General features: G+C 65.8%; 22 protein-coding genes and 1 tRNA gene. 12 read left to right on the top strand and 11 right to left on the bottom strand.

Annotated features, from left to right (window positions below):
• The first annotated feature begins 86 nt into the window (after positions 1 to 86).
• Complete coding sequence (locus NG697_RS10210; RefSeq protein ID WP_252614106.1) at positions 87 to 2,294, top strand: alpha-galactosidase; 2,208 nt, start codon at positions 87 to 89, stop codon at positions 2,292 to 2,294.
• Between the two features lie 75 nt (positions 2,295 to 2,369).
• Here the strand turns inward: NG697_RS10210 and NG697_RS10215 are convergent, their stop codons facing one another.
• Together NG697_RS10215 and NG697_RS10220 are read right to left on the bottom strand one after the other, a co-directional pair.
• On the bottom strand, positions 2,370 to 2,594 hold the full coding sequence (locus NG697_RS10215; protein WP_252614108.1) for a hypothetical protein: 225 nt from the start codon (positions 2,592 to 2,594) through the stop codon (positions 2,370 to 2,372).
• A gap of 967 nt (positions 2,595 to 3,561) precedes the next feature.
• Positions 3,562 to 4,011, bottom strand: coding sequence for a pyridoxamine 5'-phosphate oxidase family protein (locus NG697_RS10220; RefSeq protein WP_252600320.1), 450 nt, complete (start codon positions 4,009 to 4,011; stop codon positions 3,562 to 3,564).
• Positions 4,012 to 4,325: 314 nt separating this feature from the next.
• On the opposite strand from NG697_RS10220, the gene aroQ reads away from it, so the two are divergent.
• Positions 4,326 to 4,805, top strand: coding sequence for a type II 3-dehydroquinate dehydratase (gene aroQ, locus NG697_RS10225; RefSeq protein ID WP_141141598.1), 480 nt, complete (start codon positions 4,326 to 4,328; stop codon positions 4,803 to 4,805).
• Between the two features lie 60 nt (positions 4,806 to 4,865).
• On the opposite strand, the gene NG697_RS10230 is transcribed toward aroQ, so the two are convergent.
• Complete coding sequence (locus tag NG697_RS10230; RefSeq protein WP_252614109.1) at positions 4,866 to 6,050, bottom strand: MarP family serine protease; 1,185 nt, start codon at positions 6,048 to 6,050, stop codon at positions 4,866 to 4,868.
• Positions 6,051 to 6,315: 265 nt separating this feature from the next.
• On the opposite strand from NG697_RS10230, the gene NG697_RS10235 reads away from it, so the two are divergent.
• Complete coding sequence (locus tag NG697_RS10235; RefSeq protein WP_011693220.1) at positions 6,316 to 6,993, top strand: Crp/Fnr family transcriptional regulator; 678 nt, start codon at positions 6,316 to 6,318, stop codon at positions 6,991 to 6,993.
• 361 nt (positions 6,994 to 7,354) lie between these two features.
• Here the strand turns inward: NG697_RS10235 and NG697_RS10240 are convergent, their stop codons facing one another.
• From NG697_RS10240 to sp36, 3 genes are read right to left on the bottom strand one after another with little or no spacing between them, the layout of a single operon-like run.
• Positions 7,355 to 8,266, bottom strand: coding sequence for an NUDIX hydrolase (locus NG697_RS10240; RefSeq protein ID WP_252614110.1), 912 nt, complete (start codon positions 8,264 to 8,266; stop codon positions 7,355 to 7,357).
• Positions 8,267 to 8,283: 17 nt separating this feature from the next.
• Complete coding sequence (locus NG697_RS10245; protein ID WP_252609772.1) at positions 8,284 to 8,841, bottom strand: RidA family protein; 558 nt, start codon at positions 8,839 to 8,841, stop codon at positions 8,284 to 8,286.
• A 2-nt stretch (positions 8,842 to 8,843) separates the two neighbouring features.
• On the bottom strand, positions 8,844 to 8,999 hold the full coding sequence (gene sp36 / locus NG697_RS10250) for a Sp36 family protein (protein ID WP_099093395.1): 156 nt from the start codon (positions 8,997 to 8,999) through the stop codon (positions 8,844 to 8,846).
• A gap of 37 nt (positions 9,000 to 9,036) precedes the next feature.
• Here sp36 and NG697_RS10255 point away from each other — a divergent pair, with 37 nt between their 5' ends.
• The 5 genes from NG697_RS10255 to NG697_RS10275 all read left to right on the top strand — a co-directional run bounded on the left by NG697_RS10255 (position 9,037) and on the right by NG697_RS10275 (position 16,202).
• Positions 9,037 to 11,304, top strand: a complete 2,268-nt coding sequence (locus NG697_RS10255; protein WP_252614111.1) for a transglycosylase domain-containing protein — start codon at positions 9,037 to 9,039, stop codon at positions 11,302 to 11,304.
• Between the two features lie 6 nt (positions 11,305 to 11,310).
• Complete coding sequence (locus NG697_RS10260; protein WP_252609768.1) at positions 11,311 to 12,258, top strand: metallophosphoesterase; 948 nt, start codon at positions 11,311 to 11,313, stop codon at positions 12,256 to 12,258.
• A gap of 82 nt (positions 12,259 to 12,340) precedes the next feature.
• Entirely contained in the window at positions 12,341 to 14,149 is a 1,809-nt protein-coding gene (locus NG697_RS10265; protein ID WP_252609759.1) for an ABC transporter ATP-binding protein, read from the top strand.
• Positions 14,146 to 16,044, top strand: a complete 1,899-nt coding sequence (locus NG697_RS10270) for an ABC transporter ATP-binding protein (protein WP_252614112.1) — start codon at positions 14,146 to 14,148, stop codon at positions 16,042 to 16,044. The genes NG697_RS10265 and NG697_RS10270 overlap by 4 nt, the downstream gene beginning before the upstream one ends.
• Before the next feature lie 81 nt (positions 16,045 to 16,125).
• Positions 16,126 to 16,202, top strand: a tRNA-Pro gene (locus tag NG697_RS10275).
• A gap of 185 nt (positions 16,203 to 16,387) precedes the next feature.
• Here NG697_RS10275 and NG697_RS10280 read toward each other — a convergent pair.
• Positions 16,388 to 16,555 (bottom strand): hypothetical protein, encoded by a 168-nt coding sequence (locus tag NG697_RS10280; protein ID WP_252600306.1) that lies wholly within the window; start codon positions 16,553 to 16,555, stop codon positions 16,388 to 16,390.
• A 132-nt stretch (positions 16,556 to 16,687) separates the two neighbouring features.
• Between NG697_RS10280 and NG697_RS10285 the strand changes: the two genes are divergently transcribed.
• On the top strand, positions 16,688 to 17,962 hold the full coding sequence (locus tag NG697_RS10285) for a helix-turn-helix domain-containing protein (protein ID WP_252609755.1): 1,275 nt from the start codon (positions 16,688 to 16,690) through the stop codon (positions 17,960 to 17,962).
• A 39-nt stretch (positions 17,963 to 18,001) separates the two neighbouring features.
• Here the strand turns inward: NG697_RS10285 and NG697_RS10290 are convergent, their stop codons facing one another.
• Both NG697_RS10290 and purD read right to left on the bottom strand, forming a co-directional pair.
• Positions 18,002 to 18,955: a phosphoribosylaminoimidazolesuccinocarboxamide synthase gene (locus tag NG697_RS10290; RefSeq protein WP_252614113.1), complete on the bottom strand. Its 954-nt coding sequence runs from the start codon at positions 18,953 to 18,955 to the stop codon at positions 18,002 to 18,004.
• Position 18,956: 1 nt separating this feature from the next.
• A complete protein-coding gene (gene purD / locus NG697_RS10295; protein WP_252614128.1) occupies positions 18,957 to 20,273 on the bottom strand; it encodes a phosphoribosylamine--glycine ligase in 1,317 nt (438 codons plus the stop codon).
• Between the two features lie 104 nt (positions 20,274 to 20,377).
• Between purD and NG697_RS10300 the strand changes: the two genes are divergently transcribed.
• From NG697_RS10300 to NG697_RS10310, 3 genes are read left to right on the top strand one after another with little or no spacing between them, the layout of a single operon-like run.
• Positions 20,378 to 21,955 (top strand): molybdopterin-dependent oxidoreductase, encoded by a 1,578-nt coding sequence (locus NG697_RS10300; protein WP_252600301.1) that lies wholly within the window; start codon positions 20,378 to 20,380, stop codon positions 21,953 to 21,955.
• 36 nt (positions 21,956 to 21,991) lie between these two features.
• On the top strand, positions 21,992 to 23,008 hold the full coding sequence (locus tag NG697_RS10305; RefSeq protein WP_252614114.1) for an asparaginase: 1,017 nt from the start codon (positions 21,992 to 21,994) through the stop codon (positions 23,006 to 23,008).
• Positions 23,008 to 23,385, top strand: a complete 378-nt coding sequence (locus tag NG697_RS10310; protein ID WP_252600299.1) for a sterol carrier family protein — start codon at positions 23,008 to 23,010, stop codon at positions 23,383 to 23,385. Before NG697_RS10305 ends, NG697_RS10310 begins: the two co-directional genes overlap by 1 nt.
• Positions 23,386 to 23,473: 88 nt before the next feature.
• Here NG697_RS10310 and NG697_RS10315 read toward each other — a convergent pair whose 3' ends face one another.
• Together NG697_RS10315 and NG697_RS10320 are read right to left on the bottom strand one after the other, a co-directional pair.
• Positions 23,474 to 24,151: an HAD family hydrolase gene (locus tag NG697_RS10315; protein WP_252600298.1), complete on the bottom strand. Its 678-nt coding sequence runs from the start codon at positions 24,149 to 24,151 to the stop codon at positions 23,474 to 23,476.
• A 44-nt stretch (positions 24,152 to 24,195) separates the two neighbouring features.
• On the bottom strand, positions 24,196 to 24,486 hold the full coding sequence (locus tag NG697_RS10320) for a YegP family protein (protein ID WP_252614115.1): 291 nt from the start codon (positions 24,484 to 24,486) through the stop codon (positions 24,196 to 24,198).
• Positions 24,487 to 24,582: the final 96 nt, after the last annotated feature.

Raw genomic sequence — 24,582 nt, forward strand, 5'->3', positions numbered from 1 at the left:
TTACCGGCTGCGCGCCGCGGGCGTTGTATTCCCCGCGGCGCGCGGCCTCTATACTTTCTCCCACACCCCGTAAAGGACAGCATTCTATGGACCCCCTCCACCTCCGTTCCGCCAGCACCAGCCTGGTGATGAGCTTTGACAGCGGGGAGGCCGAGGTCATCCACTGGGGCGCGGATCTTGGCAGCACCCTGCCGGACCTCGCCATCCTCGGCGAACCGATCCCCCACTCCGCCATCGACGCCACCGTGCCCGCCGGCCTCCTGCCGCAGGCATCCTCCAGCTGGCGCGGCCGTCCCGCCCTCCGCGGCCACCGCCTCGCCGACGGCGTCTCTGGCCTCGACTTCTCGGCCCGCCTCCGCGCCGTGACCGCGAGCGCCGAGGACAACTCCGCCATTATCGTCCAGACCGATTCCTACGCCGGACTCACCGTCTCGTCCGCCCTGACACTGCACGACGGCGGCCTGCTGGAGCTGCGCCACACCCTCACCAACGACGGCGCCACGCCCTACCAGGTCGACGAGCTGGCCACCGTCCTCCCGGTGGCGCCGGACGCCGTCGAACTCCTTGACCTGACCGGGCGCTGGTGCCGGGAACGCCACCCGCAGCGCCGCCCCATCCAGCAGGGCACGTGGGTCCGCGCCGGCCGGCACGGCCGCACCGGGCACGACTCCTCGCTGCTCTTCGCCGCAGGCACCGCCGGGTTCGGCAACCGCCACGGCAAGGTCTGGGCCACCCACCTGGCCTGGAGCGGCAACCACGAGCAGTTCGCGGACAGCATCGGCGACGGCCGCACCATGATCGGCGGCTCCGAGCTCCTGGGCCCGGCCGAGGTCATCCTTGCACCCGGCGCCAGCTACACCACGCCGGCACTGTTCGCCGCGTACTCGGACCGCGGCCTGGATGGCATCAGCGAGGCGTTCTACAGCTGGTTCCGGTCCCGCCCGCACCACGTTCTCCCCGCGGCCAGCACGGCAACCCACCCGGGCAAGCCCCGTCCCGTGGTCCTCAACACCTGGGAAGCGGTCTACTTCGACCACAACCTCTCAACGCTGATCGAGCTGGCGGACTCCGCCGCCGAACTGGGCGTGGAGCGATTTGTGCTCGACGACGGCTGGTTCCGCGGCCGCCGCGACGACCACGCCGGCCTGGGCGACTGGTACGTCGACGGATCACTCTGGCCCGATGGCCTCACGCCCCTGATTGATGCCGTGACCTCGCGCGGGATGGAATTCGGGCTCTGGGTGGAACCGGAAATGGTCAACCTGGACTCCGATATTGTCCGCGCGCACCCTGAGTGGATCGTTGGTCCTTCGGTCCAGAGCTACAAGGACGGCGGCCGCCTGCCGATTGAATGGCGGAACCAGCAAGTGATCGACCTCGTGAACCCGGACGCGTGGCAGTACATTTTCGACCGCGTCGACGCCCTGTTGCGCGAGAACAACATCAGCTACCTGAAGTGGGACCAGAACAGGGACCAGCTGGAGCACGGCCACGCCGGCCGCTCCTCGGTCCACGAACAGACCCTGGCCGCCTACCGGCTCTTTGACGAGCTCAAGAAGGCCCATCCCGGCGTCGAGATTGAAAGCTGCTCCTCCGGCGGGGCCCGTGTGGACCTGGGCATCCTGGAACGCACGGACCGCATCTGGGCCTCGGACTGCAACGACGCCCTGGAACGGCAGACCATCCAGCGCTGGACCGGGCTGGTGGTCCCGCCGGAGCTCGTGGGCGGGCACGTCGGCCCCACCACCTCGCACACCACGGCCCGCACGCACGATCTGTCCTTCCGCGCCATCACAGCGCTGTTCGGCCACTTCGGCATGGAATGGGACGTCCGCGAGGTCCAGGGCGCCGAGCGCGAGGAACTCAAACGCTTCATCGCCCTCTACAAGGAACACCGCGGCCTGATCCACTCCGGGCGCATGGTCCGCGCGGACGTACCCGACGATTCCCTGATGCTGCACGGCGTAGTTGCCCCCAGTGGTGCCTCGCAGGGCACCGTTCCCCCAGGCACGACGGCGGCGCTGTTCGCCCTGGTCAGCACGGGCACCCCGTTCGCGGAACAGACCGGACGGATCACCATCCCCGGCCTCGAACCGGACCGGGACTACCGGGTGGAAGCCATCTTCCCGGCGCCCGGAGACGCCGACTATGCCCACACATTCACGCAGGTCCAGCCGCCGGCCTGGCTGGCGGACGGGGCGGTGGCCGGTGGCCGCTTCCTGGCCGAAGTGGGCCTGCCGATGCCCATCCTCAACCCCGAGCACGCCCTCGTCCTGAGGTTCACGGCACTCTAGGGTCCCTGCCCCGCTGACCCGCGCCAAGGACGAGGCCGGCAGGCTGACTGCACCGTCCCGGTGTCGGAGCCGGGTTCAGCCGCGGATTCCGTGCGTGAAGTACAGCACGGGGCCCAAGAAGTACAGGGCAATGACCGCCGCCCACACACTCTTGCGGCCGTTGACCCGCGGGGCGGGGCGGGTGGCCAGATCCGTCCAAGCGGTGGCGGCCAGCGACAACTGCACTGAGGACAAGGCCAGGACCACAGCCTGCTGCCCGCTTGTCAGATCGCTCCAAGTCACGGACTTCTTGCTCGTCATGGTCATATTCTCCGTGTCGGGGTGTGCGTCATTGCGTTCGGCCAAATAGCGGGCTTGATTCAATCATGATGGTTTCCTTGTCCCTACGGGGGGTTTGTCGGTCAACTGTGTTGTCTCCAAGGTTGCGCCGGTTGGGCCATCCATACCTCTTTCGGGGCCCGCCAATCTTACAAAACGAACCCAGGCCGTTTTGAGGTGGCATGGCGCGTACTATCGGCTACATGGGCAAGAGGGCCACAGACATGAGACGCACTTTTATGCGTCGGTGGGTGCTTGCGGTTACGGCCGGGGAGACCGTTGGATTCATTATCCCGGCCGCTGTTGGTGGAGCGTTGACATTAGCCGCCGCTCCCGCTTCCGTCGTCTATCCGTTGATGATCGCCGCCGGAGCATGCGAAGGTATCCTCCTTGGGTTGGGGCAGTCCATCGGCTTTGGCTCTTTTGGGATCCCTCGTGCTGCCTGGATTACCGCCACTGGTGGGGGTGCCGCTGTCGCGTGGTCCATCGGTATGCTGCCGAGTACGATCGGCAGTGTCGATTTCGCTTCGCCGTCCGCTGTTGCCCTCATGGTCGTCGGGGCGGCGGTGCTTCTGGCTTCGATTCCGACCTTGCAGTGGCTTGTCTTACGCCGGGTAATACGGCGGGCCTCCTGGTGGATCCCTGTCAACGCTGGTGCCTGGGCTGCTGGCATCCTCTGGACTTTCGCGCCGTCTCCGTTCATTGACGAGAACACAGCATTTCCTGCCCTGTGGGGTCATATTTAGTGGCCGGCATACTCATGGCGGTCACTGTGGGTGCCCTGACTGGCTTCGCTGCGCGGCACGTAGTGGAATCCACTCACTACTCGCCAGCACAGCGCACTGATGCCGGTCAATCCATCTACCAGCGGCCGACCCCATGAACTGCGCTCAGCCTGTAGTCAGCAGGCCAGCCCCACGGAGCTCGCCCCGATTCCCTCCCCGGAACCTCAGGGCTCCCGTGGTGACCACCATCGTGCGGACGGGTTGATGGCAAACTGGCGTCCAGTAATTTCCGTCGGCGTAATGCGGAACAGCTGATCCTTGGCCCCCGGCTCCCAGGGAGACAGGCTCTGATCCACCTTGTCCTGATCAAGTTCGTTGTCCGGGACAGCTTCAGGACGGCCTTTCACCACGACGCTCCACGCAATGGTTCCGTAGGGGTTGAGGCCGTCAGCCTCCAGTGCGACCGCTCCCCCTTCCAGCAAAGCGTCCAGTTTGGTTCCCGGACCTGTTCGGAAAAACAGTGATCCATCCTCCGGCAGGTAGTTCACGGGAAAGATTTCAGGTCCGTTGGTGCCAATTACCGCCAGTCGGCCGACTGAAGCGGACCGAAGGGATCTCCAGCACGCATGTGTTCCAAGAACCTTTAATGCTGATGCTTCTTCGAAGATGTTCATGTGCCGAGCATACATACGTGATGGATCAAGGCAGCAGAGCACGCCCCCTTTAGCGCGGACTCGGGTGAGCGGCGACAGCGGATAGCCGGAAGTAGCGCCCGCCAGCGAATGGCCCTCTTGGCAGCGCGGCCAGCCCACCAGCTGTGCGAAAAGTAAGTGTCGTCCGTGAAACGTCAACGTCGTCGCCTAGGGTCCTTTGCGACGAATTCTGCACCATCATTCACCGTTCGAAGTCCACGGCCCCCCGGAAATCCGGCCACGTGGAATGTCCCGGGCCGAATGATGGTGCAGAATCCGACGGGTAGATTGGAGCCATGACTGACGTTTCCTCCCCTGACTCCGCATCTGCCTCCGCTGCCGGGCGCGGCACGATCCTCGTGATCAACGGCCCCAACCTCAACCTGCTGGGCACCCGTGAACCGGAGAAGTACGGCACTTCCACTCTCGCGGACGTGGAGCAACTGGCAGCTACGGCGGCGCAGGCCCACGGCTTCACGGTGGAGTGTGTCCAGTCCAACCATGAGGGGGTGCTCCTGGACGTCATCCACGCAGCCCGCGGCACCGCCGTCGGGATTGTGCTGAACGCCGGCGCCTTCACCCACACCTCCGTGGCCCTGCGTGACGCTCTGGCGGCGGTGCAGCTTCCCGCCGTCGAGGTCCACATCACCAACGTGCACCAGCGCGAGGAATTCCGGCACCACTCCTTCTTGTCCCCGGTGTGCGCCGCGGTGATCGTAGGAGCTGGAGTGTTCGGCTACAAGCTGGCCATCGACTACCTGGCCGAAGCGCTGTAGCCCGGCGCTGTGCGGCTCAGGCTCGTGTGGCTCAGGCTCGTGTGGCTCAGGCCGCCCGGGCTACTTCTGGATGCACTGCCCGGAGGAGACTGGAGCGCTGAGGCTTGCGGCCTGGGATGCGACCGGGAACAGGTCATTCATGGTGATCGCGAAACCCATTTCGGTGTCCGAGGTTGCCTTGGCGAAAATGACGCCGGCCACCAGGCCCTCCATGGTCAGCAGCGGGCCGCCCGAGTTCCCGGGCTGGACGTTGCCGGCCAGGCGGTATATCTCTTCCGGGGCCGGGTTTTCGCCGTAGATGTCGGGCACCAGAACCGAGGTGATGTCCTGGACCGTGGCGGGGTTGGACTGGAACGGACCGCCGTGAGGGTACCCCGCGAAAGCTGCCGGGCTGCCGTTCGGAAGGTCGGACGTCAGCGTGAGTGGTTCGGAAGGCAACCCGTCAACGGCCAAAACAGCGAGGTCGTGCCTGGTGTCGAAGTACACCACCCGCCCGGGCATCGCGCCGCCGTCGGGAATTTCAACCACCGGCTGCGACACGCCCGCCACAACATGGGCATTGGTCACAACCCGGCCAGGGGAAACCACAAAGCCAGTGCCGGTCTGGTTCTGCCCGCATTGGTAGGCGGTTCCGGCAATTTTCAGGACTGACTGCGCGGCCCGGTTCAGCGCTGGCGTATCGGTGCTTGCATTGGGCACTGCCACTTGCTGACCCTGGTCCAGGCCTTCAAGCAGCGTGGGGATTCCGTTGCCGATCACCGTGGACCGCAGCTGCGCCATGGTGGTCTTCACCGGGACAGGCGTCAGCCCATCGATGTATCGGATGACTTTGGACTCGGCCAATTGTTGGGACACAAACGGAACGCCGAGAGCGCTGACGCTGAAAGCGAGCATGGACATCACCAGCGCCGAGACCACCACGTTGACGGCCCCGCCCACCAGCCGGTCCACAGCCCGCAGCGGCTTGATCCGCACGGCGCCGCGGATTTTGCGCCCGATCATGGTCCCTAGGCCATGGCCCAGAGCCATCAGTACGACGGCGGCGGCCACGATGGCGGTCAGCCTCCAGCCGGAGTCGTCCACGAAGTTGCTGACCAGTGGAACGGCAAAGAAGGCAGCCACGGCGCCCGCGGCGAGGCCGGCGATACCCCCGAGGGTGACCAGGAAGCCGTTGCGCAGGCCATAGATCAGGTAAGACAGCAGGGCCAGGATCAGCGCCAGGTCCAGAACAGTCAAGCCAAACACTGAGCGCTCCTCTAATACGGTTGAGACCCAATTCTAGTGGCGCAGGCTGACATTATTCCGTGGGCGCCAGTCTCCCGCCTATTGGGGCCAGGTTCGCCTCACGTTCAGTCGTCAAACTCACACCCCGGGCGCGGCCGGGCACCGGATCGGGCCCGCATTGCACAGTGTCAGCGGCGTTTCCGCTGCCAAGTACGTCACAGAACCTTGAAAATTCTGAAACAATGGCAAAAGCGCCACAGCCGACACTTTTTATTCAGGAGATTTCATGGACATCGAGGTACTGCGCCGAGCACCCCTATTTGCCACGCTCGACGACGAAGCATTCCGCCTGCTGACGGACGAGCTGACCGAGGTGGACCTCTCCCGCGGTGCATCGGTATTCCGCGAGGGCGACCAGGGCGACCAGCTCTACTTCATCGTCTCCGGCAAGGTGAAGCTGGGCCGCACGTCCCCCGATGGCAGGGAGTCCCTGCTCGCCATACTGGGCCCGGGTGAACTGTTCGGCGAAATGGCACTCTTTGACCCCAGCCCCCGCACGGCCACGGCCACGGCTGTCTCCGAAACCCGCCTTGCTGGCCTGAAGAACGAAAGCCTCAACGCCCTGCTGCGGACGCGCCCCGAGGTTTCGGCGCAGCTGCTGCAGGCCCTGGCCCGTCGCCTGCGCCGCACCAACGATTCACTCTCGGACCTGGTGTTCTCCGACGTCCCCGGCCGCGTGGCCAAGGCCCTGCTAGACCTGGCCGACCGCTTCGGCCGCCCGGCAACTGACGGCGTCCTGGTAGCCCACGAGCTCACCCAGGAAGAGCTGGCCCAGCTGGTAGGCGCCTCACGCGAGACGGTCAACAAGGCCCTGGCAGAGTTCGTCCAGCGCGGCTGGCTCCGCCTCGAAGCCCGTGCCGTAGTGATCCTCGACATGCAGCGCCTCCGCCAGCGCTCCCGCTAGTCCTTTCACGATTGAGGCCCTAAGGCTGACATCCTCCGCGTGCTGCTCCTTCGTCGCTTTGACGCATGCTTCCGGATGCCACCCTTGGGGCCTTTTGCGTACCCCCTGCCGACGCTCTCTCACTTTATGGGGCTTTTCCCCAAATGCTCTCTCACTTTCTTAGGGAAAGTGAGAGAGCGTTGCCCAAAAACCTGCATCAAGTGAGAGAGCGTTCGAGTTGGGCGGCGGTCTTTCGCGTAGGAGCGCATCGCGGCGCATCGGGAACCGGAGGTCGCACAGCGACCGGAGGTTTCCCTATGCGTCGTGTCTAAGCGACGGCGAAGGGCCGCTGTCCGGCGGACTTAACCGGGCGGTCCGCGGACTAGCGTTCGCGCTGGGGGTCTCCGGCTACGGTTTTGGCGGCCTCGACTTCGAGCATGAGCGTGGCCTCTTCTTCGACCAGCAGTGCCTGGTACACGTGGGGTTTGCGCTTGTAGCTGAGGTAGGCGATGCAGCCGTTCGCTGCGGCCATCTTCTCCAGCATGATCTCCGACCCCGGCACCAGGAGCTGGCCGAGGGTAAGGCCAACGGTGTTCTCCTGGCCCACTTCATCGCCCAGGGCAGTGGTGCTGCGCGCGGCGATGGCCTTGGTGGCGCACACCCAGCGGCCCCAGACGCCCTTGCTCTCCAGCAGGCTGGGCTGCTGGTTCATGGGGACGGTGGCGGCGAAATAGCGGGTGTCGAAGCGGCGGTGCGCGAAGTCGGGGCTGCGCCAGTTGACGAGCGGCTTGAGCAGATCGGTCCGCAGCGAGAGTCCCCGCTTGGCGAGGAGCTCCGTGAAGGTCTTCTCCTGGTCGGCAACGGCCACACGGGCCCGCATCCAGTCCTGCGTTGACGTATTTTCCACGGTGGTGGACATGTCCGGCCCGGCAAGGAGCACGCCGGCTTCCTCAAAGAGTTCGCGGATGGCGCCCACCACGTGGCGCCGCGCCAGCCCGACGTCGTCCGTCCCCATCTGCTCGGCCCAATGCTGGGGTGAGGGGCCCAGCCAGCCGACGGCGTCGTTGTCGGACGCCTCCAGGGAACCTCCGGGGAAAGCGAGGACGCCCAGCGGCGAGGAGCCGGGCCGGTACCCCAGCCATGTCTCCAGGCCGGTGGGCGAGTCCCGCAGCAGCACAACGGACGATGCGTAGCGGGCGGCACGCGGGGTCCGCTCACCGTGTTCGAGCCAGCTTTGGGCAGCCCCTTCAAGATCCGGAGGAAGGGCAAATAATCGTCGGGCGAGCTGAGGCAATTGAGTGAACCGGGTCCTTAGCTGAATTCAGCGATCAGTTCGACCTCTACGGGAGAGTCGAGCGGAAGAACCGACACGCCGACGGCGGAGCGGGCGTGCCGGCCTGCGTCACCAAAGACCTGGCCGAGGAGCTCGGACGCACCGTTGATGACGCCAGGCTGTCCGGTGAAGGCCGGATCGGAGGACACGAAGCCCACCACCTTGACGATGCGGGTGATGCGGTCCAGATCGCCGATGACGCTCTTGATGGCCGCCAGTGCGTTGATGGCGCAGACAGCGGCGTAGGCCTTGGCGTCCTCCGGGGACACGGTGGGCTCGTCGGAGGCGCCCTCTGTGCCGGTGGAGACCTTGCCGGTTGCTTCGAGTTTGCCGTTAATAAACGGCAGCTGGCCGGACGTGTAAACATGGCTGCCGGTGATGACGGCCGGCACGTAGGCGGCGACGGGAGCGGCCACCTCGGGGAGGGTCAGTCCCAGCTCGGCGAGGCGCTGCTCGACGGCGGAAACCGGCGCTGACTCAGACGCGTTTTCCGGCGTGGATAAAGGGCCGGACGTGGTCTCTGCGGGGGTGCTCATTGCTACTGCTTCTCCCTCTTGAGGTAGGCAACCAGGCCGTTGCCGTCAGGTCCGGTGATTACCTGGACGAGCTCCCAGCCGTCCTCTCCCCACTGGTCCAGGATCTGCTTGGTGGCGTGAATAATGAGCGGAATCGTCGCGTACTCCCATTTGGTCATGAGCTAAAGACTAGTCCTTGCCGGTAAAGTGGAAAACATGGTGACTCGTAAGAACCCCATTTTCGACACGGCCACTACCCTCGGAAAGATATTTGGTTTCCTCGGTGTGAGCGCGATTTGTGGTGTCCTGGTGGCGGGCCTGCTGGTTCCGGCTGCGGCCGTTTCCGGCAGCGCGGCAAGCGGTTCTATCGAGTTCTTCGATACCCTCCCGGCAGAGCTGCAGGTGGACCCCCCCAGCCAGTCCACCCGGATCCTCGCCGCGGACGGCAGCCTGATCGCGAACCTCTACGAGGAAAACCGGACCAAGGTTGCCCTCGACCAGATCTCGCCGTTCGTGAAGGAAGCCATCATCGCTGTCGAGGACAGCCGGTTCTACGAGCATGGCGGTGTGGACACCACCGGCATCCTCCGCGCCATGGTCAGCACAGCCCGTGGCAACAAACAGGGTGCCTCCACCATCACCCAGCAGTACGTGAACAACGTGCTCAACTCCAACCTCGCTGCCGAGGGAAACACTGAGGACATCAAGCTCAACGGTGTTAACAAGGGCGTGGGAGACAAGCTTCGCGAAATGAAGCTCGCGATCGCCCTGGAGAAGGAATTCTCCAAGGAACAGATCCTCGAGGGTTACCTCAACATCGTCTTCTTCAACCGCGACGCCTACGGCATCGAGGCCGCGTCCAAATTCTTCTTCAGCACCACCGCCAAGGATCTGACCCTCCCGCAGGCAGCACTCCTGGCTGGCCTCGTTAACAGCCCGTCAGCGTTTGACCCCATCACCAACCCGGAGAACGCCAAACAGCGCCGGGACCTGGTGCTGGGCCTCATGCTGGACCAGGGAAAGATTACCCAGGTCGATCACGACGCCGCTGTGGCCACCCCCGTGGAACCGAAGATCACAGAGTCACGCCAGGGCTGCGCGTACGCCACCACGTCACCTTACTTCTGCAACTACGTGCTACACCTGCTGCTTAACAACCCGGCCTACGGTGCGGACGCAAAAGAGCGCGAACAGAAGATCTTCCGCGGTGGCCTGACCATCACCACCACGCTGGACGTCAACGCCCAAAACGTTGCCCAAGCTGAGTCTGATGCAGCCGCCGGCGTCAATCCGGACAACTGGGGTGCGTCCATCGTCTCCGTGCAGCCCAACACCGGCAAGATCCTGAACATGGCGCAGAACACGTCGTTCCTGCCCACCGAAGGCAAGTTCAACCAGACGCAGAACTTCAACGTAGACAAGCTGGACAAGGACGGCAACGACCTCAACGGCCTGGGCGGATTCCAGCCCGGTTCCACCATGAAGCCCTTCACGTTCGCCGAATGGCTGAACGAGGGCAAGGCCATGAACACCAACATCAACGCCGCCACTCGCAAGTACCCGCAGAACTTCCCCTGGAAGAACACGTGCCCGGACCCCACCGTTGGCTGGTACGACGCCAGGATTCCCGGCAGCTTTGACCTGCAGAACTCCGACGAGGGCTACTACCGGAACATGACGATCCTGTACGGCCTGCAGAACTCGATCAACACGGCCACCTTCGCCTCGGCGGCTCAGGTTGACCTCTGCGGCATCCAGAAGATCGTGGATGCGGTCGGAATCCACGGCGGCCTGCCCTCGGCTGAAGATCCCAACCCGAAGGTCAAGATGACCACTTTGGCCAACCTGATCGGCTCCACGCAGACCGCCCCGCTGACCATGGCCTCCGCGTTTGCCACGTTCGCCAATGACGGCAAGTACTGCGAGCCCATCGCTATCACCTCTGTCACGGACCAGACCGGCGCGCAGCTCCCGGCACAGGCCACGAGCTGCCGGGATGCCGTCAAACCGGAGGTCGCCCGGGGCGTTGCGTATGCCATGCAGAAGGTCCTGGATGAGGGGTCCGGATCCCTCATCAAGCCGCGACTCTCCACGAAGACCAACTTCCCGGTGGCCGCCAAGACCGGCACCAACGACACCAACGGATCCACCTGGGTGGTCGGTTTCACCACCGGTGTGGCCACCGCCGCATGGTTCGGTGACCCGCTGGGTGACCAGAGCCGTGAGGGCCGTAACCTCACGGTCAATGGAAAGTTCTACAAGGCGATCGACGGTTACATGATCGCCGGTCCCATGTTCTCCAAGTACATGGCCCAGGTCGCTCCGGCGTATGGCACCAACGCGTTCACGGCCCCGCCCACCAACATGGTGAGCGGAACGCCCGCCCGGACCACGCCGTCAACGCAGGCCACCGCGCCTGCCACGGCTCCCGCCCCGCAGCCGTCCACGGACCCTGCACCGGGCAACAGCGACAAGAAGAACTAGCCTCCCATGGCAGTCAGCCCTGCATTGGCCAGCCGCGTCCGGAACATCGGGCGCGGCTTTGCCGTCACCGCTGGCGCGGGAACCGCAGCGGGTCTCGCCGCCTTCGGATACGGGCTGTGGGAGAAGAACCAGTTTGTCCTGCGCGAGGAGGCACTGCCCATCCTGCCCGCAGGCCACCCGCCCTTCCGCGTCCTGCACCTGAGCGACATCCACTTCGTCCCGGGCCAGGACACCAAGGCGCGCTGGCTGGAGTCGCTGGCGTCGCTGGAGCCGGACCTGGTGGTCAACACCGGGGACAACCTCAGCCACGTCAAGGCGGTGGAGCCCCTGCTCAAGGCACTGCGACCGCTTCTGGAGTTTCCCGGCGTTTTCGTCCCGGGGTCCAACGACTACTTCGGCCCTAGATTCAAGAACCCCGGTTCCTACCTGCTGGGCCCGTCCAAGGTCAAGCCCAAACCCATCGAACTGGACTGGCCGCGGCTGCGGTCCGGCTTCGGCATGGGCGGCTGGGTGGACCTCACCAACCGGCACCAGTCGGTGGTGTTGAAGGGCATCCGTTTCGACTTTTCCGGCGTGGACGATCCGCACTTGGGCCGGGAGCGCTATGCGGGCTGGCCCCGCGGCACCCGTGACCAGGATGAGAACGCGCACCTCCGCGTTGCGGTCATCCATGCCCCGTACCAGCGGGTCCTGGACCACTTCACGCAGGACGGCGCGGACCTGCTGCTGGCGGGCCACACCCATGGCGGCCAGCTCTGCATCCCCGGCTACGGCGCCCTGGTGTCCAACTGCGACCTCCCCACGTGGCGGGCCAAGGGACTCAACAACTGGGAAAGCAACGGACGTACGACGCCGGTCAACGTCTCGGGCGGCATCGGCACCTCCCGGTTCGCTCCCATCCGCATCGCCTGCAAACCCGAGGCCGTCCTGCTGACGCTCACCTCCCCCGAATAACGAAGGTGTGAACCTGCTCACGCCATGGCATAGGGTAGTTGCTAAGGGAAACTACATTCGATTTAGAGCTTGAGAAGCGGGCATGGCCAAGCAGACCTCATTTTTCAGATCCATCAGCCGTCTTTACCCTCACGTGAGGCCGATCATCCCCCGGCTGGTGATGGGGCTACTCTGCGCACTTCTGGCCAGCGTCGTGGCGCTGACCATACCGCAGGTGCTGCGCGTCCTCGTAAATGAGTCCCTCAAACCCGGTGGCGCGTCGGACGCCGTCTGGACTGCCGCCGTCGTCATCCTGGTCCTGGGCATCGCCGAGGCGGGACTCGTGGCCCTCCGCCGGCAGTTTGTGATCAACCCGGCCACCACCGTGGAAACCCGGATGCGGGTCTCGCTCTATGGGCACCTGCAGGACCTGACTGTGTCCTTCCACGACCGCTGGGGCTCCGGCCAGCTGCTGTCGCGTGCCATGACGGACCTGAACTTCCTGCGCCGCTGGATGGCTTTCGGTGCCATCATGCTGGTGGTCACCACGCTCACGGTGGTCATCGGCATTGTGGTTATGTTCTCCATGAGCTGGCAGCTGGCCCTGATTTTCCTGGCCGCAGCGGTGCCCGTCATGGCCTACGGTTTCCGGTTCCGGACGCGCTTCAGCAAGGTGGCGCGGCGGAGCCAGGACCAGGCCGGCGACCTCGCCACCACGGTGGAGGAATCCGTCCACGGCATCCGCGTCCTGAAGGCCTTCGGCCGCAGCCGCGAGGCCCTGGAGAACTTCAACGAGCAGGCCGAGGAACTCCGCCAGACCGAGATCGTGAAGGCCAAGCACCAGGCAACGTTCACCATGGTGGTTACCCTGCTGCCGGAACTCGCGCTCGGCGCCGGGCTGGTGGTGGGTGTGATGCTCTGCGCCAGCGGCCAGTTGAGCATCGGCGCCCTGGTGGCTTTCTTCGCCACCGCCGCCGTCATTGCGACGCCGGTGGAGTTCTCCGGCATGCTGCTGGCCATGGCACTCACCGCCAAGTCCGCCGTCGACCGCCACTTCGAGGTCATGGATTCGGTCAACACCATCACCAGTCCCCCGGCGCCGCGCACCCCCTCGCAGCTGAAGGGCGCGCTCAGCTTCAAGAACGCCACATTCGCGTTCGAGGACGCACCGGACAAGCCCATCCTCAAAGAGATCAATCTGGACGTCCGGCCGGGCGAGACCATGGCCCTGGTGGGCATCACGGGAAGCGGCAAGAGCGCGCTGATCCAGCTGGTCCCGCGCCTGTTCGACGTCACCGACGGCTCCATCACCATCGACGGGGTGGACCTGCGCGAGTTCGACGTCGACGGGCTCCGGCGCGTGGTGGGCGTCGCGTTCGAGGACACCACGCTGTTCTCCAATTCCGTCCGCGACAACGTGCTCCTCGGGGCGCCCGACCGGACCGAGGGAGCCCTGGACGAAGCCCTGGATGTAGCGCAGGCGCACTTCGCGTACTCGCTGCCGGAAGGCGTGGCCACCCTCATCGGCGAGGAGGGACTGAGCCTCTCCGGCGGGCAGCGGCAGCGGATCGCCCTGGCCCGGGCCATCGCGGCGCGGCCCCGGGTCCTCGTACTGGACGATCCGCTCTCGGCCCTGGACGTGCACACCGAGGAGCTTGTGGAGACCCGGCTCCGCGCGGTCCTGAAGGACACCACCACGCTGATCGTCGCGCACCGCCCGTCCACCGTGGCGCTGGCCGACCGGGTGGCGCTGCTCGAGGATGGCCGGATCGCCGCCGTCGGAACCCACACGGAACTTCTGGCGCACAACCCCCATTACCGCTACGTCATCGCCAGCCTGGACCAGGAACCACGGGACCTGGATTCGGAACTGTCGGAGCTTGAGGACGAGTCAGAGGACAGCATCCGATGAGTAACACAACCTTCGGCACCGCCAACGAGGACGACACCCACCTCAGCAAGTCGGACAGTAAAACCGTACGACGGCGGTCGCTCGCCCTTTTGGCCACCCTGATCCGTCCGGTGCGGCTCAGGTTCTGGCTGACCATCGCCACCGTGGTCCTGTCCCAGGCCGCGCGCGTGGCCGGGCCTGCACTGATCGCGTTCGGCATCGACCACGCGCTCCCGTCGTTGCAGGCGGGCGACAACCTCCCTCTGGTGCTTACCGGCGTCGCCTACCTGCTCGCAGCGATCGCGACGGCGGGACTCACCGCCCTCTACGTCACCTCCACCGCGCGGCTCAGCCAGGCGATGCTGCTGGACCTGCGCGTCCGGGTCTTCCGGCACACGCAGCGCCTGAGCCTGGAGTTCCACGAAAAGTACACGTCGGGACGGATCATCGCCCGGCAGACCTCGGACCTGGATGCGCTGCGGGAACTCCTCGACTCCGGCGTCAGCTCCCTGGCCTCGGGCCTGCTGTTTATGGTCTTCACGGCTGTGACGGTGTTTGCCTTGGACTGGCGCAGCGGGCTGATCGTGCTGGCCGCCGGCGTCCCGATGTACTTCCTTTCGCGCTGGTACCAGAAGCACTCCCAGATCGTATTCCGCGAATCCCGGGTGGTGTCCGCCCGGCTGATTGTGCATTTTGTGGAGACCATGACCGGGATCCGCGCCGTGAAGGCTTTCCGAAGGGAAACTGAGAACGCCGGGACGTATGGCCGGCTGGCTGAGGACTACCGGCTGGTAACGGTCCGCTCTATCAACCTCAACGGCATCTTCCAGCCCGGGCTGGTGCTGATCGGCAACGTCTGCGTGGCCGTGGTGCTCCTGTTTGGCGGGTTCCGTGTGCTGGGCGGGGACCTTGCCGTGGGCGTGCTGCTGGCACTGATCCTGTCCACCAAACGCTTCTTCCAGCCGGTGGACCAGATGGCCATGTTCTACAACTCCTTCCAGAGCGCCCAGGCTGCCCTGGAGAAGGTGTCCGGCCTGCTGGAGGAGGTTCCCACGGTCCGTCCGCCCAAGAACCCTGTTGCGCTCCGCGATGCCAGGGGCGCCGTCGATTTCAAGGGTGTGGAGTTCCGCTACGGCGACGGCCCTGTGGTCATCCCCACCATGGACCTGCACATCCCCGCCGGCCAGACCGTTGCCCTGGTGGGGCAGACCGGCGCCGGGAAATCCACGCTTGCCAAGCTGATCGCCCGCTTCTACGACGTCTCCTCCGGGTCCCTGACCCTGGACGGAGTGGACCTGCGCAGCCTCACCACCACGGACCTGCGCCGGAACATCGTGATGGTCACGCAGGAGGCGTTCCTGTTCAGCGGCTCCGTGGCGGACAACATCGCCCTTGGCCGGCCGGAGGCTTCCCGGGCGGAGATCGAGGATGCTGCCCGGGCCGTGGGCGCCCACGACTTCATTACCGAACTCCCCGAAGGCTATGACACCGATGTCAACAAGCGCGGCGGCAGGGTGTCCTCCGGGCAACGGCAGCTGATCAGCTTCGCCAGGGCGTTCCTGGCCCGGCCGGCGGTGCTGATCCTGGACGAGGCCACCTCGTCGCTGGATATCCCCTCTGAGCGGCTCGTCCAGAGCGGCCTGGCGCGCCTTCTGCGGGCAACGTCCGACGCCGGCAGTCCGGCAGGTGCCCCGGGCTCGTCTGGTGCGGGGTTTGCGACCGAGGGCTCAGCTTCTGCGGGCGGCGGCCGGACGGCGCTGATCATCGCGCACCGCCTTTCCACCGTCGAAACCGCCGACCGCGTCCTGGTGGTCCATGACGGCCGCGTGGTTGAGGACGGCACCCCCGCGGAACTCATCGGCGGCGGCGGACGCTTCGCAGACCTCCACGGCGCCTGGAAGGACTCCCTGGACTAGGGATCTGACCCGGCCGGCGCCGCCGATTTCGCATCCGGGCCCGGCGTCGGCTATCCTTGTAAAGTTGCTTTTGCAGCGGATCGGGATGTGGCGCAGCTTGGTAGCGCGCGTCGTTCGGGACGACGAGGTCGCAGGTTCAAATCCTGTCATCCCGACCAATCGAAAGAGGGTCTCCCCCAGGGGAGGCCCTCTTTTGTATCTCCCGGCGGTCAAGTACCCGGGGCAGAACCGTCACGTGTCCGGGCAAAGAAATAGCCCCGAGGCATGATGACCATGCCCCGGGGCCGCGCCTCCTGAGAGGATTCCTTACATCGGGTCAGTTGCCCACGTTGGTGGTGTAGGTCTAGCCCTTGTCCTTGACGGGCTTGGACATTGGATCGGGCCAGTTGCCAACGGCTACGGATACGCCGGTGGTATCGGCGATGGAACCTGCCGACAGGACAGCCGGGGCCGCCGCAGAAAATGCCAAGGCAGCAGCAAGTAGGCCTGCGGCCGCAATATTCTTCAACATATGAGTTCCTCAATACGAGTCGGATTCGTTACAAAGTCAGCACTGTCCTTGTTGACATACATTGTAAAATGTTTTGCACAGGTACTGTCAAGCATTGAGTACAAAGACTGTCCAGAATCAGGAGGAATTCCCGTGGGCAACGGATTCGGGGAGAAGCTCCGTGCGGAGCGTCTCGAACGTGGGCTGACACAGGCTGCACTGGGCAAGGACCTGTATTCCCCCAGTTATATCTCCCTCCTCGAAACCGGCCGCCGTGAGCCGACGGCCGAAGTCATCGAGGAGCTCGCCCGCAGGCTGGAGCTGGCGCCCAAGGCGCTGGAAGCCTGGAGCCAACCCATCACAGTCAGCGACGCCGAGTACGTCCTGGCCGGCCTCTACGCGCGCCAGGCCTGGGACCTCAGGGACTATCCGCTGGCGGCCACCCACGCAGCCACCGCGGCCCAGATAGCTCTGGAGGGCAAGAACACCAGCGCGTGGTGGAACATGACCTACATGCAGGCCGAATGCCTGATCAAACAGGGCAACTGGCAGGAATGCCAAAAGATCATGCAGCACCTCCTGGAGCACCCGATGGCCACGGAATCTGCCGGCCTCGCCGTCCGTGCCCGCCAGATGCTCGCCGCTATCTGCCAGGGCCAGGGCCAGCTGAGCACTGCCGTCGAACATGCGCTGGCGGCCGTACAACTCTGCGGCCAGCTGCCCAACGGATCCACCCTGATCATCGGCGCCTACCGCGCGCTGATCGGGGCGCTGGCGGAGAGCGGCCGCCTGGATGAGGCCTGGAAATACTGCCAGGCCATGAATGACCAGATGGACGAGCACTCCATGTCCCAGCTCGCCGGTGAGGTTGCCTGGGTGATCGGCAACGTGGCCTTTATGCGGCACGATTACCCCGAAGGCATCAAGTACCACGAGCGCGCCGCCCGGATGCTGTCACCTGCCAACGACATCGATCTGTGGGCCCGTTTCAACAAGGCCTCGGCCGCCGTCCGGCTGTCCTCCGGAATCGTAGAACCGGAAACACTTTCCAGCATCGAGCGCGCCGAACTGGCGCTGTCCATTGTGGGCGGCAACAAGAGCGACCAACTCGAAGTTGCGTTTATCCGCGCGCGCTGGCTTTATCTCACCGGCGACATCGTGGCTGCCATCAACAAGCTCCGGGAAATCCACGCCGAATCCGGCGCGCTGGCCAAGCACACGGCCGGGGAAGTCTCACTCCTGCTGGGCAAGTCGCTGAAGGCCGCCGGTGAGTCCGACGAAGCCCTGGTCTACCTCGAAGAAGCGCAGAAGGCCTTCAGTGCCGCGGGAGCCTCGGACCGTGTCCAGCAGGCCCTGGACGCGGTCCTTGAGATCAGACTCGCCCAGCAGCGGGCCGCCGCAGGAGCGAAAAACGCCAAGGCAAGCTAGTAACGGGCCCGGCCGGAAGCCGGGCCCGTCAAAGGTGTTCTAGGCGAACGTCCTGCCGGTGATTTTCTCGTAGGCCTCGACGTAGCGGCCGCGCGTCCGGGCCACCACGTCTGCGGGCAGGGCTGGCGGTGGCGATTCGGAGGACCGGTCCCAGCCTGATTCGGCGGACGTCAGCCAGTCGCGCACATACTGCTTGTCGTAAGAAGGCTGCGCTTTGCCCGGCTCATACGTGGCCGCATCCCAGAAACGCGAGGAATCCGGTGTCAGGACCTCATCGCCCAGGGTGATGGCCCCGGACACGGCGTCGTAGCCGAACTCAACCTTGGTGTCGGCCAGGATGATGCCGCGTTCGCGGGCGATCTTCTCCGCGCCGGTGTAGATCTTGAGGGTCAGCTCGCTCAGGCGTGCGGCGATGTCGTCCCCCACCATGGCCACAACATCGTTGTAGGAGATGTTCTCGTCATGCTCGCCCACTTCGGCCTTGGCAGACGGTGTGAAGATGGCCCGTTCCAGCCGGGACCCGTCCACCAGGCCCGGCGGCAGCGGAATCTCGCAGACCGTCCCCCTGGCCTTGTACTCCAGCAGCCCGGTGCCGGTGAGGTAGCCGCGGGCGATGCATTCCACGGGGAACATATCCAGCTTCCGGCAGATCATCGCGCGGCCTTCCACGGCCGCGGGAACGCCGTCCTCCACGGTGGATGCCAGCACGTGGTGGACCACGTCAAGCTGGTCGAACCACCACAGGCTCAACTGCGTGAGGATGCGGCCCTTGTCCGGGATCTCGCTGGCCAGCACGTGGTCGAAGGCGCTGATGCGGTCGCTCGCCACCACCAGGACGCAGTCCTGGCCCACCTGCCGGCGGATGGCTTCGTCCGCCGGCTCGTAGAGGTCGCGGACCTTGCCGGAGTAAACGTGCGTCCAGCCCGGCAGGTCCAGGGTTTCGGTGCTGAAGCCGCGGGGCTGCTGTGGTTCCTGGGCGGAGTTCTCAGTCATGTTATGCCTTCGCCTTCGTGACTGGGAGCGATCCGGTGGCCAGTGCCGTTACCTTGATTTCACCGCGGGCGGCCTTGCGTCCGATGTCCGTCCGGAACTGGGAGCCTTCCAGCTGAACCAGCTCCACGCCGTCGTACGCCCGTTCCCGGGCCTCCACCAGGTCGCTGCCGAGGGCAACGACGGCGAGCACCCGGCCGCCGGCGGAGATCACCTTGCCGTCGTCGTCGAGCGCAGTGCCTGCGTGGATCACGTGCACGCCGTCGAGCTCGTCCACCTTCTTGAGTCCGCGGATGCGGTCACCGGTGCGCGGGGTGTCCGGGTAGTTTTCGGACGCGACGACGACGGCGACGGCGGTCTCCTTGGACCAGCGCAGCTCGTCTGCCTTGTCCAGTTCGCCCTTGGCGGCTGCCAGCAGCAGCGCACCGAGGGGGGTCTTGAGCCGGGCCAGGACGGCCTGCGTCTCGGGGTCGCCGAAGCGGACGTTGAATTCGATGACGCGGGTGCCGCGCGTGGTCAGCGCCAGGCCCACAAACAGCACACCCACAAACGGGGTGCCGCGGTTGGCCATCTCGTTGACCGTGGGCTGCGCGACGCGGTCGATGACTTCCTGGACCAGCCCGGCCGGGGCCCATTCCAGCGGCGTATAGGCACCCATGCCGCCGGTGTTGGGGCCTTCGTCGTTGTCGAAGATGCGTTTGAAGTCCTGCGCCGGGGACAGTGCCACGGTGTTGCGGCCGTCACAGAGGACAAAAATGGAAACCTCGGGGCCATCGAGGAACTCCTCGATCACCACGGTGCCGGCGGCGTCGAAGCACGTCTGCGCATGGGCCAGGGCTTCGTCGCGGTTGTTGGTGACCACCACGCCCTTGCCGGCGGCGAGGCCGTCATCCTTCACCACATAGGGTGCGCCGAAGGTGTCCAGGGCCGCGGCGGCTTCCTCGGCGTTTGTGGCCACCATCGCCATGGCCGTGGGGACTCCCGCTTCGGCCATAACTTCCTTGGCGAACGCTTTGGAGGCTTCCAGCTGCGCTGCGGCCTTGCTGGGGCCAAAGACCGGAATGCCGGCGGCGCGGACGGCGTCGGACACCCCGGCAGCCAGCGGCGCCTCGGGGCCCACCACCACGAGGTCCACGCCGAGCTTGGTGGCCAGCGCCGCGACGGCGTCGGGATCATTCCCGTCAATGTTGTGGGTGGGGACCAGCTTGCTGATGCCGGCGTTGCCGGGAGCCGCATGGACCTCGGATACGTTGGGGTCGGCGAGCAGGGAGCGGACAATGGCGTGTTCGCGGCCTCCAGGGCCAATGACGAGTACCTTCACAGTCTCCAAGGGTACTTTGTGCACCCTGCCCTTTCCTAAGGGGGTGCTCCTAAGCTGTGTCCTCGCCCGGCCATCCCTGCGGCCCGCCGCAACGAATCCAAGGCATGAAGAAGCTTCTGAAGTGGCTCAAGGACCCCGCCGCAATGGCCGCGCTGGCAGGCGTGGCGGCTGCCGCCGTCGTACTTTCCGTAGCGGAGCTGATCGGAGCGTTCTTTACCGCCCGGGCAACTCCGGTGATCGCGTTGGGGTCCACGTTCATCGACTTCACACCGCCGTGGATGAAGGACTTTGCCATCGCCACGTTCGGCACGAATGACAAAGCCGCGCTGTTTGTGGGGATGGGCCTGACCATTTTCCTGCTGGCCTGCGTGCTGGGTGTGGTGGCCTACCGCAAGTGGGCGCTGGGCGTTGCCGGTGTGCTGCTGATGGGCGCGGTGATCGTGGCCAGCGTGGTGACTCGGGCCAGCGTGAAGCCGCTGGATGCCATCCCCACCGTGCTGGGCACAATTGCAGGGCTGGTGGTGCTGCGGCTGCTGATCGCCCCGCTCTGGCGGCTGAAGTCCTGGCCCGAGGCTCCTGCCGACACGGGCGCCGCGGAACCTGACCGTCCCGCCACCAGCCGCCGACGCTTCTTCGCCGCGGCCGGGATCACCGTGGCCGGCGCTGGGATCGCAGCCACGGGCGGACGCCTGCTCAGCGCCGCCCGCAGCAACATCACCAAGGCCCGCGAGGCCCTGCAGCTGCCCACCCCGGCAAAGGCCGCGGCCGCTGTGCCCGCCGGCGTCCAGTCTCCGGCAGCCGGCGTCGGCCCCTGGCTGACCCCCAACGGGGACTTCTACCGGATCGATACCGCCCTGAGCGTGCCCGAAATCAACGCCGAAGACTGGGAGCTCCGCGTGCACGGGCTGGTGGAGGAAGAGGTCCGCCTCACCTTCCAGGACCTGCTCGACGCCGACCTCATCGAATCGCACGTGACCCTCACCTGTGTTTCCAATCCCGTGGGCGGAAACCTCGCCGGGAACGCTCGCTGGCTCGGCCTTCCCATCCGCGAGGTCCTCAAGCGCGCACGTCCCAAGGACGGTGCGGACATGGTGCTGTCGACGTCGATCGATGGCTTCAGCGCCTCCACGCCGCTGGAGGTCCTGCAGGATGACCGCGATGCCATGCTGGCGATCGGCATGAACGGCGAGCCCCTGCCGCTGGAGCACGGCTATCCGGTGCGCATGGTGGTGCCCGGGCTGTACGGTTTTGTCTCCGCCACCAAGTGGGTGGTGGACCTGGAAGTGACGCGGTTCGCGGACAGCAAGGCCTACTGGACCCAGCGCGGCTGGTCCGAGCGCGGCCCCATCAAGACCATGGCCCGGGTGGAAGTTCCGAAGTCCTTCGCCAAGGTGCCCGCCGGCCGGGTGGCGATCGGCGGCACTGCGTGGGCGCAGACCCGCGGCATCACCAAGGTGGAAGTCCAGATCGACAACAACCCCTGGGCCGAGGCAGTCCTGTCCACCGAGGCGTCCCTCATCACGTGGCGCCAGTGGTCCTTCGACTGGGAAGCCACACCGGGACCGCACTACATCAAGGTCCGCGCCACCGACGGAACGGGCGAGGTCCAGACCGATCAGCGGGCCGATCCGGTGCCCGACGGCGCCTCCGGCTGGCAGTCTGTCATGGTCACCGTGGAGTAGCCCGGCATTCGCCGATTCCGCCCCTAGACTGGCATCATGCCGCACAACCCGCATGCCACGTTCACCGTGGACTCCGCTGTCGAACTCGCCGTTATTGAACGAAGCGGTTTTGTGGAGTCCCGGCACATCGGCTCAGCCGTCGTACTGTCCGGCGACGGGTCCGTAGTCACAGAACTCGGTGACATCCGGACTCCCTTGTACGCACGGTCCGCGCTTAAACCGCTGCAGGCCCTGGCGGCCATGCAGTCCGGAGTTCCGCTGCGCGGCGCTCAGGTGGCGCTGGCCTGCGGCAGCCACGTGGGCTCCCTGGACCATATGGACGTGGTGGAGGGAATGCTCAAGGCCGCCGGCGTCCGGGAGGACCAGCTCCAGTGCCCCGCCGCCTGGCCGCAGGACGAGACGGCCCGCAACTGGCTGGTCAGGTCCGAAAAGGGCAAATCGAAGCTAGCCTTCAACTGCTCCGGCAAGCACGCCGCCTTCCTGTGGGCCTGCACCGAAAACGGCTGGGACACCCACAGCTACCTTGAACCGAACCATCCTCTGCAGCAGCGCGTCCGAAGTGTGATCGAGGAATACAGCGGCGAAAAGATCGCCCACCTGGGCATTGACGGGTGTGGGGCCCCGGTGGCCGCCATTTCGCTGACCGGGTTGGCGCGAGCGTTCTCGATGCTGGCCAAGGCCCCGGGCGACAAAAATTCCAACGCCCGCGCCGCCACCATCGCCACGTCCATGCTCGACTACCCCTGGGCCGTCCAGGGGCGCGGCGAGGCCAACACCATCGTGATGGACGAACTGGGCATCATCGCCAAGATTGGTGCCGAGGGCGTCCTGGCCATGGCCACACCCCAGGGTGTCTCGGTGGCCATCAAGATGCTTGACGGGAATCTGCGGGCCACGTCCCTGGTGGGCCTGACCCTCCTCGCCGCGGTTGGCGCCGTGGATATCCCCGGCGTCTCCAGCGTCCTCGAAAAAGTGGTGGCCCCGGTGATGGGCGGCAGCCACGAGGTGGGCAAGATCCGCCTGGGCCCGGCCGTGTCCGCGCTCCTGGACTGATGGCTGTAGCACGCCGTCGGATCGGCATTGAAGAAGGCACAGCGGCACTGGCCGCATGGCAGGAAGCCGCCGCATCGCCGTCGGACATTCCGCTCCCCCGCAACGTCACCGCCACGGCCGTGCGGTACACGCTGGAGGAGGTGACCGCGCGGGCGCCGGGGAACTCGGTGGAGGTGCGGGTGCCGCCGTTCGGCGTCACCCAGTGCGTGGAGGGACCGCGGCACACCCGCGGAACCCCGCCCAACGTGATCGAATGCGACGCCGCCACCTGGCTTGGTATGGTGACCGGCCAGTTGAGCTGGTCGGACGCTGTCGCGGCGCACAAGGTGTCCGCCTCCGGCCTGCGCGCTGACCTCTCAGGCCTGCTCCCCCTCTAACCTGCCCCACCCTCCCAACCGTCCCGGCACCGGCGCGAACGGACAGTTAAGCCCCCGCGGGCAGGGCCGCAAGTGTCCCCTCGCGCTATTAGGCGCCGGCGGGGTTCGATTCCAGCGTCAGCAGCCTGCCGATGGCGCTTGCCTGCAGGTTGTCCAGGAGGTCCCGGGGGCCGTTGTAGACCTCGGCCGCGCCTGACTCGCGGAGTTCGGCGGCGCTGGTCCCGCCGCAGGTGACGCCGATGGCAGGGATTCCCAACGCGGCAGCAGCTTGCATGTCCCACACCGCATCCCCCACATAGACTGCTCCGGCCGCGGCCACACCAACAGCTTCAAGCGCGGCCACGAGGATGTCCGGGGCCGGCTTGCTTGCCTTCGCATCGTCCGCGCTGGTGGCGGCATGGATGAACGAGTCCGCACCAAGGGCTTTGCGGGTGGCCTTCAGATCCTGCGTTCGTGCCGATGATGCCAGGGCGACGGCGAGTCCCCCGGCGTGGCACTGCGCAAGCAGCTCCTTGGCGCCGTCGAACGGTCGCAGCGACGGCCAGCTCTGCGCGAAGACTGCCGCATGGCTGGCCAGGATGTCGGCGTCGGCCTCGCGGTCCCGGCCAGCAGGAAGAAGCGTGTCCACCAAACGATCGCCACCCATCCCGACGCACCGGTGAATGGCGGCCATGGGGACGTCATGCTGGTGCTGTCGGAACGCCTGCCACCACGCGAGCGTGTGGATGTAGGCGGAGTCCACCAGGGTCCCATCAACGTCAAACAAGACGCCCCATCGCCGCCCGCGGACCAGGGCGTGGCTCTGGGTGATCACCCGACTACAGCGCGAGCGGCCCCGGACAGCTTCTTGCCGCGGGCGGCGCTATCCTCCGGGGATGACGTGGGGCCAATCCGATCCCGGATCACGGTTCCGGCACCGTTGTTACTGAAGTCCCTGATCAGGCCTGTGCCGGCAATCTCGCGGGCCATCGCAATGCCGGCCACCGCTGCGCGCTTCGTTGGGAAGGTCACCGAGATAGCCATCAGGCTTCCTGAACCATCCAACATCCGTACCCTGTAGCCGCCGTCAGGCGCATCCACCAGCTCAAAATGTCCGGCCATTACAACCACCCCTCGTTCAGTCGCGGCGCTGAGCCCCATTAGGAGCGCTCCGCAAGTCTAGTAAGTATACTTACCTTTCTCCCGGACGTGAAGAGC

This window comes from Pseudarthrobacter raffinosi (assembly GCF_023913835.1).
In the GTDB taxonomy this organism is placed as follows: domain Bacteria; phylum Actinomycetota; class Actinomycetes; order Actinomycetales; family Micrococcaceae; genus Arthrobacter; species Arthrobacter raffinosi.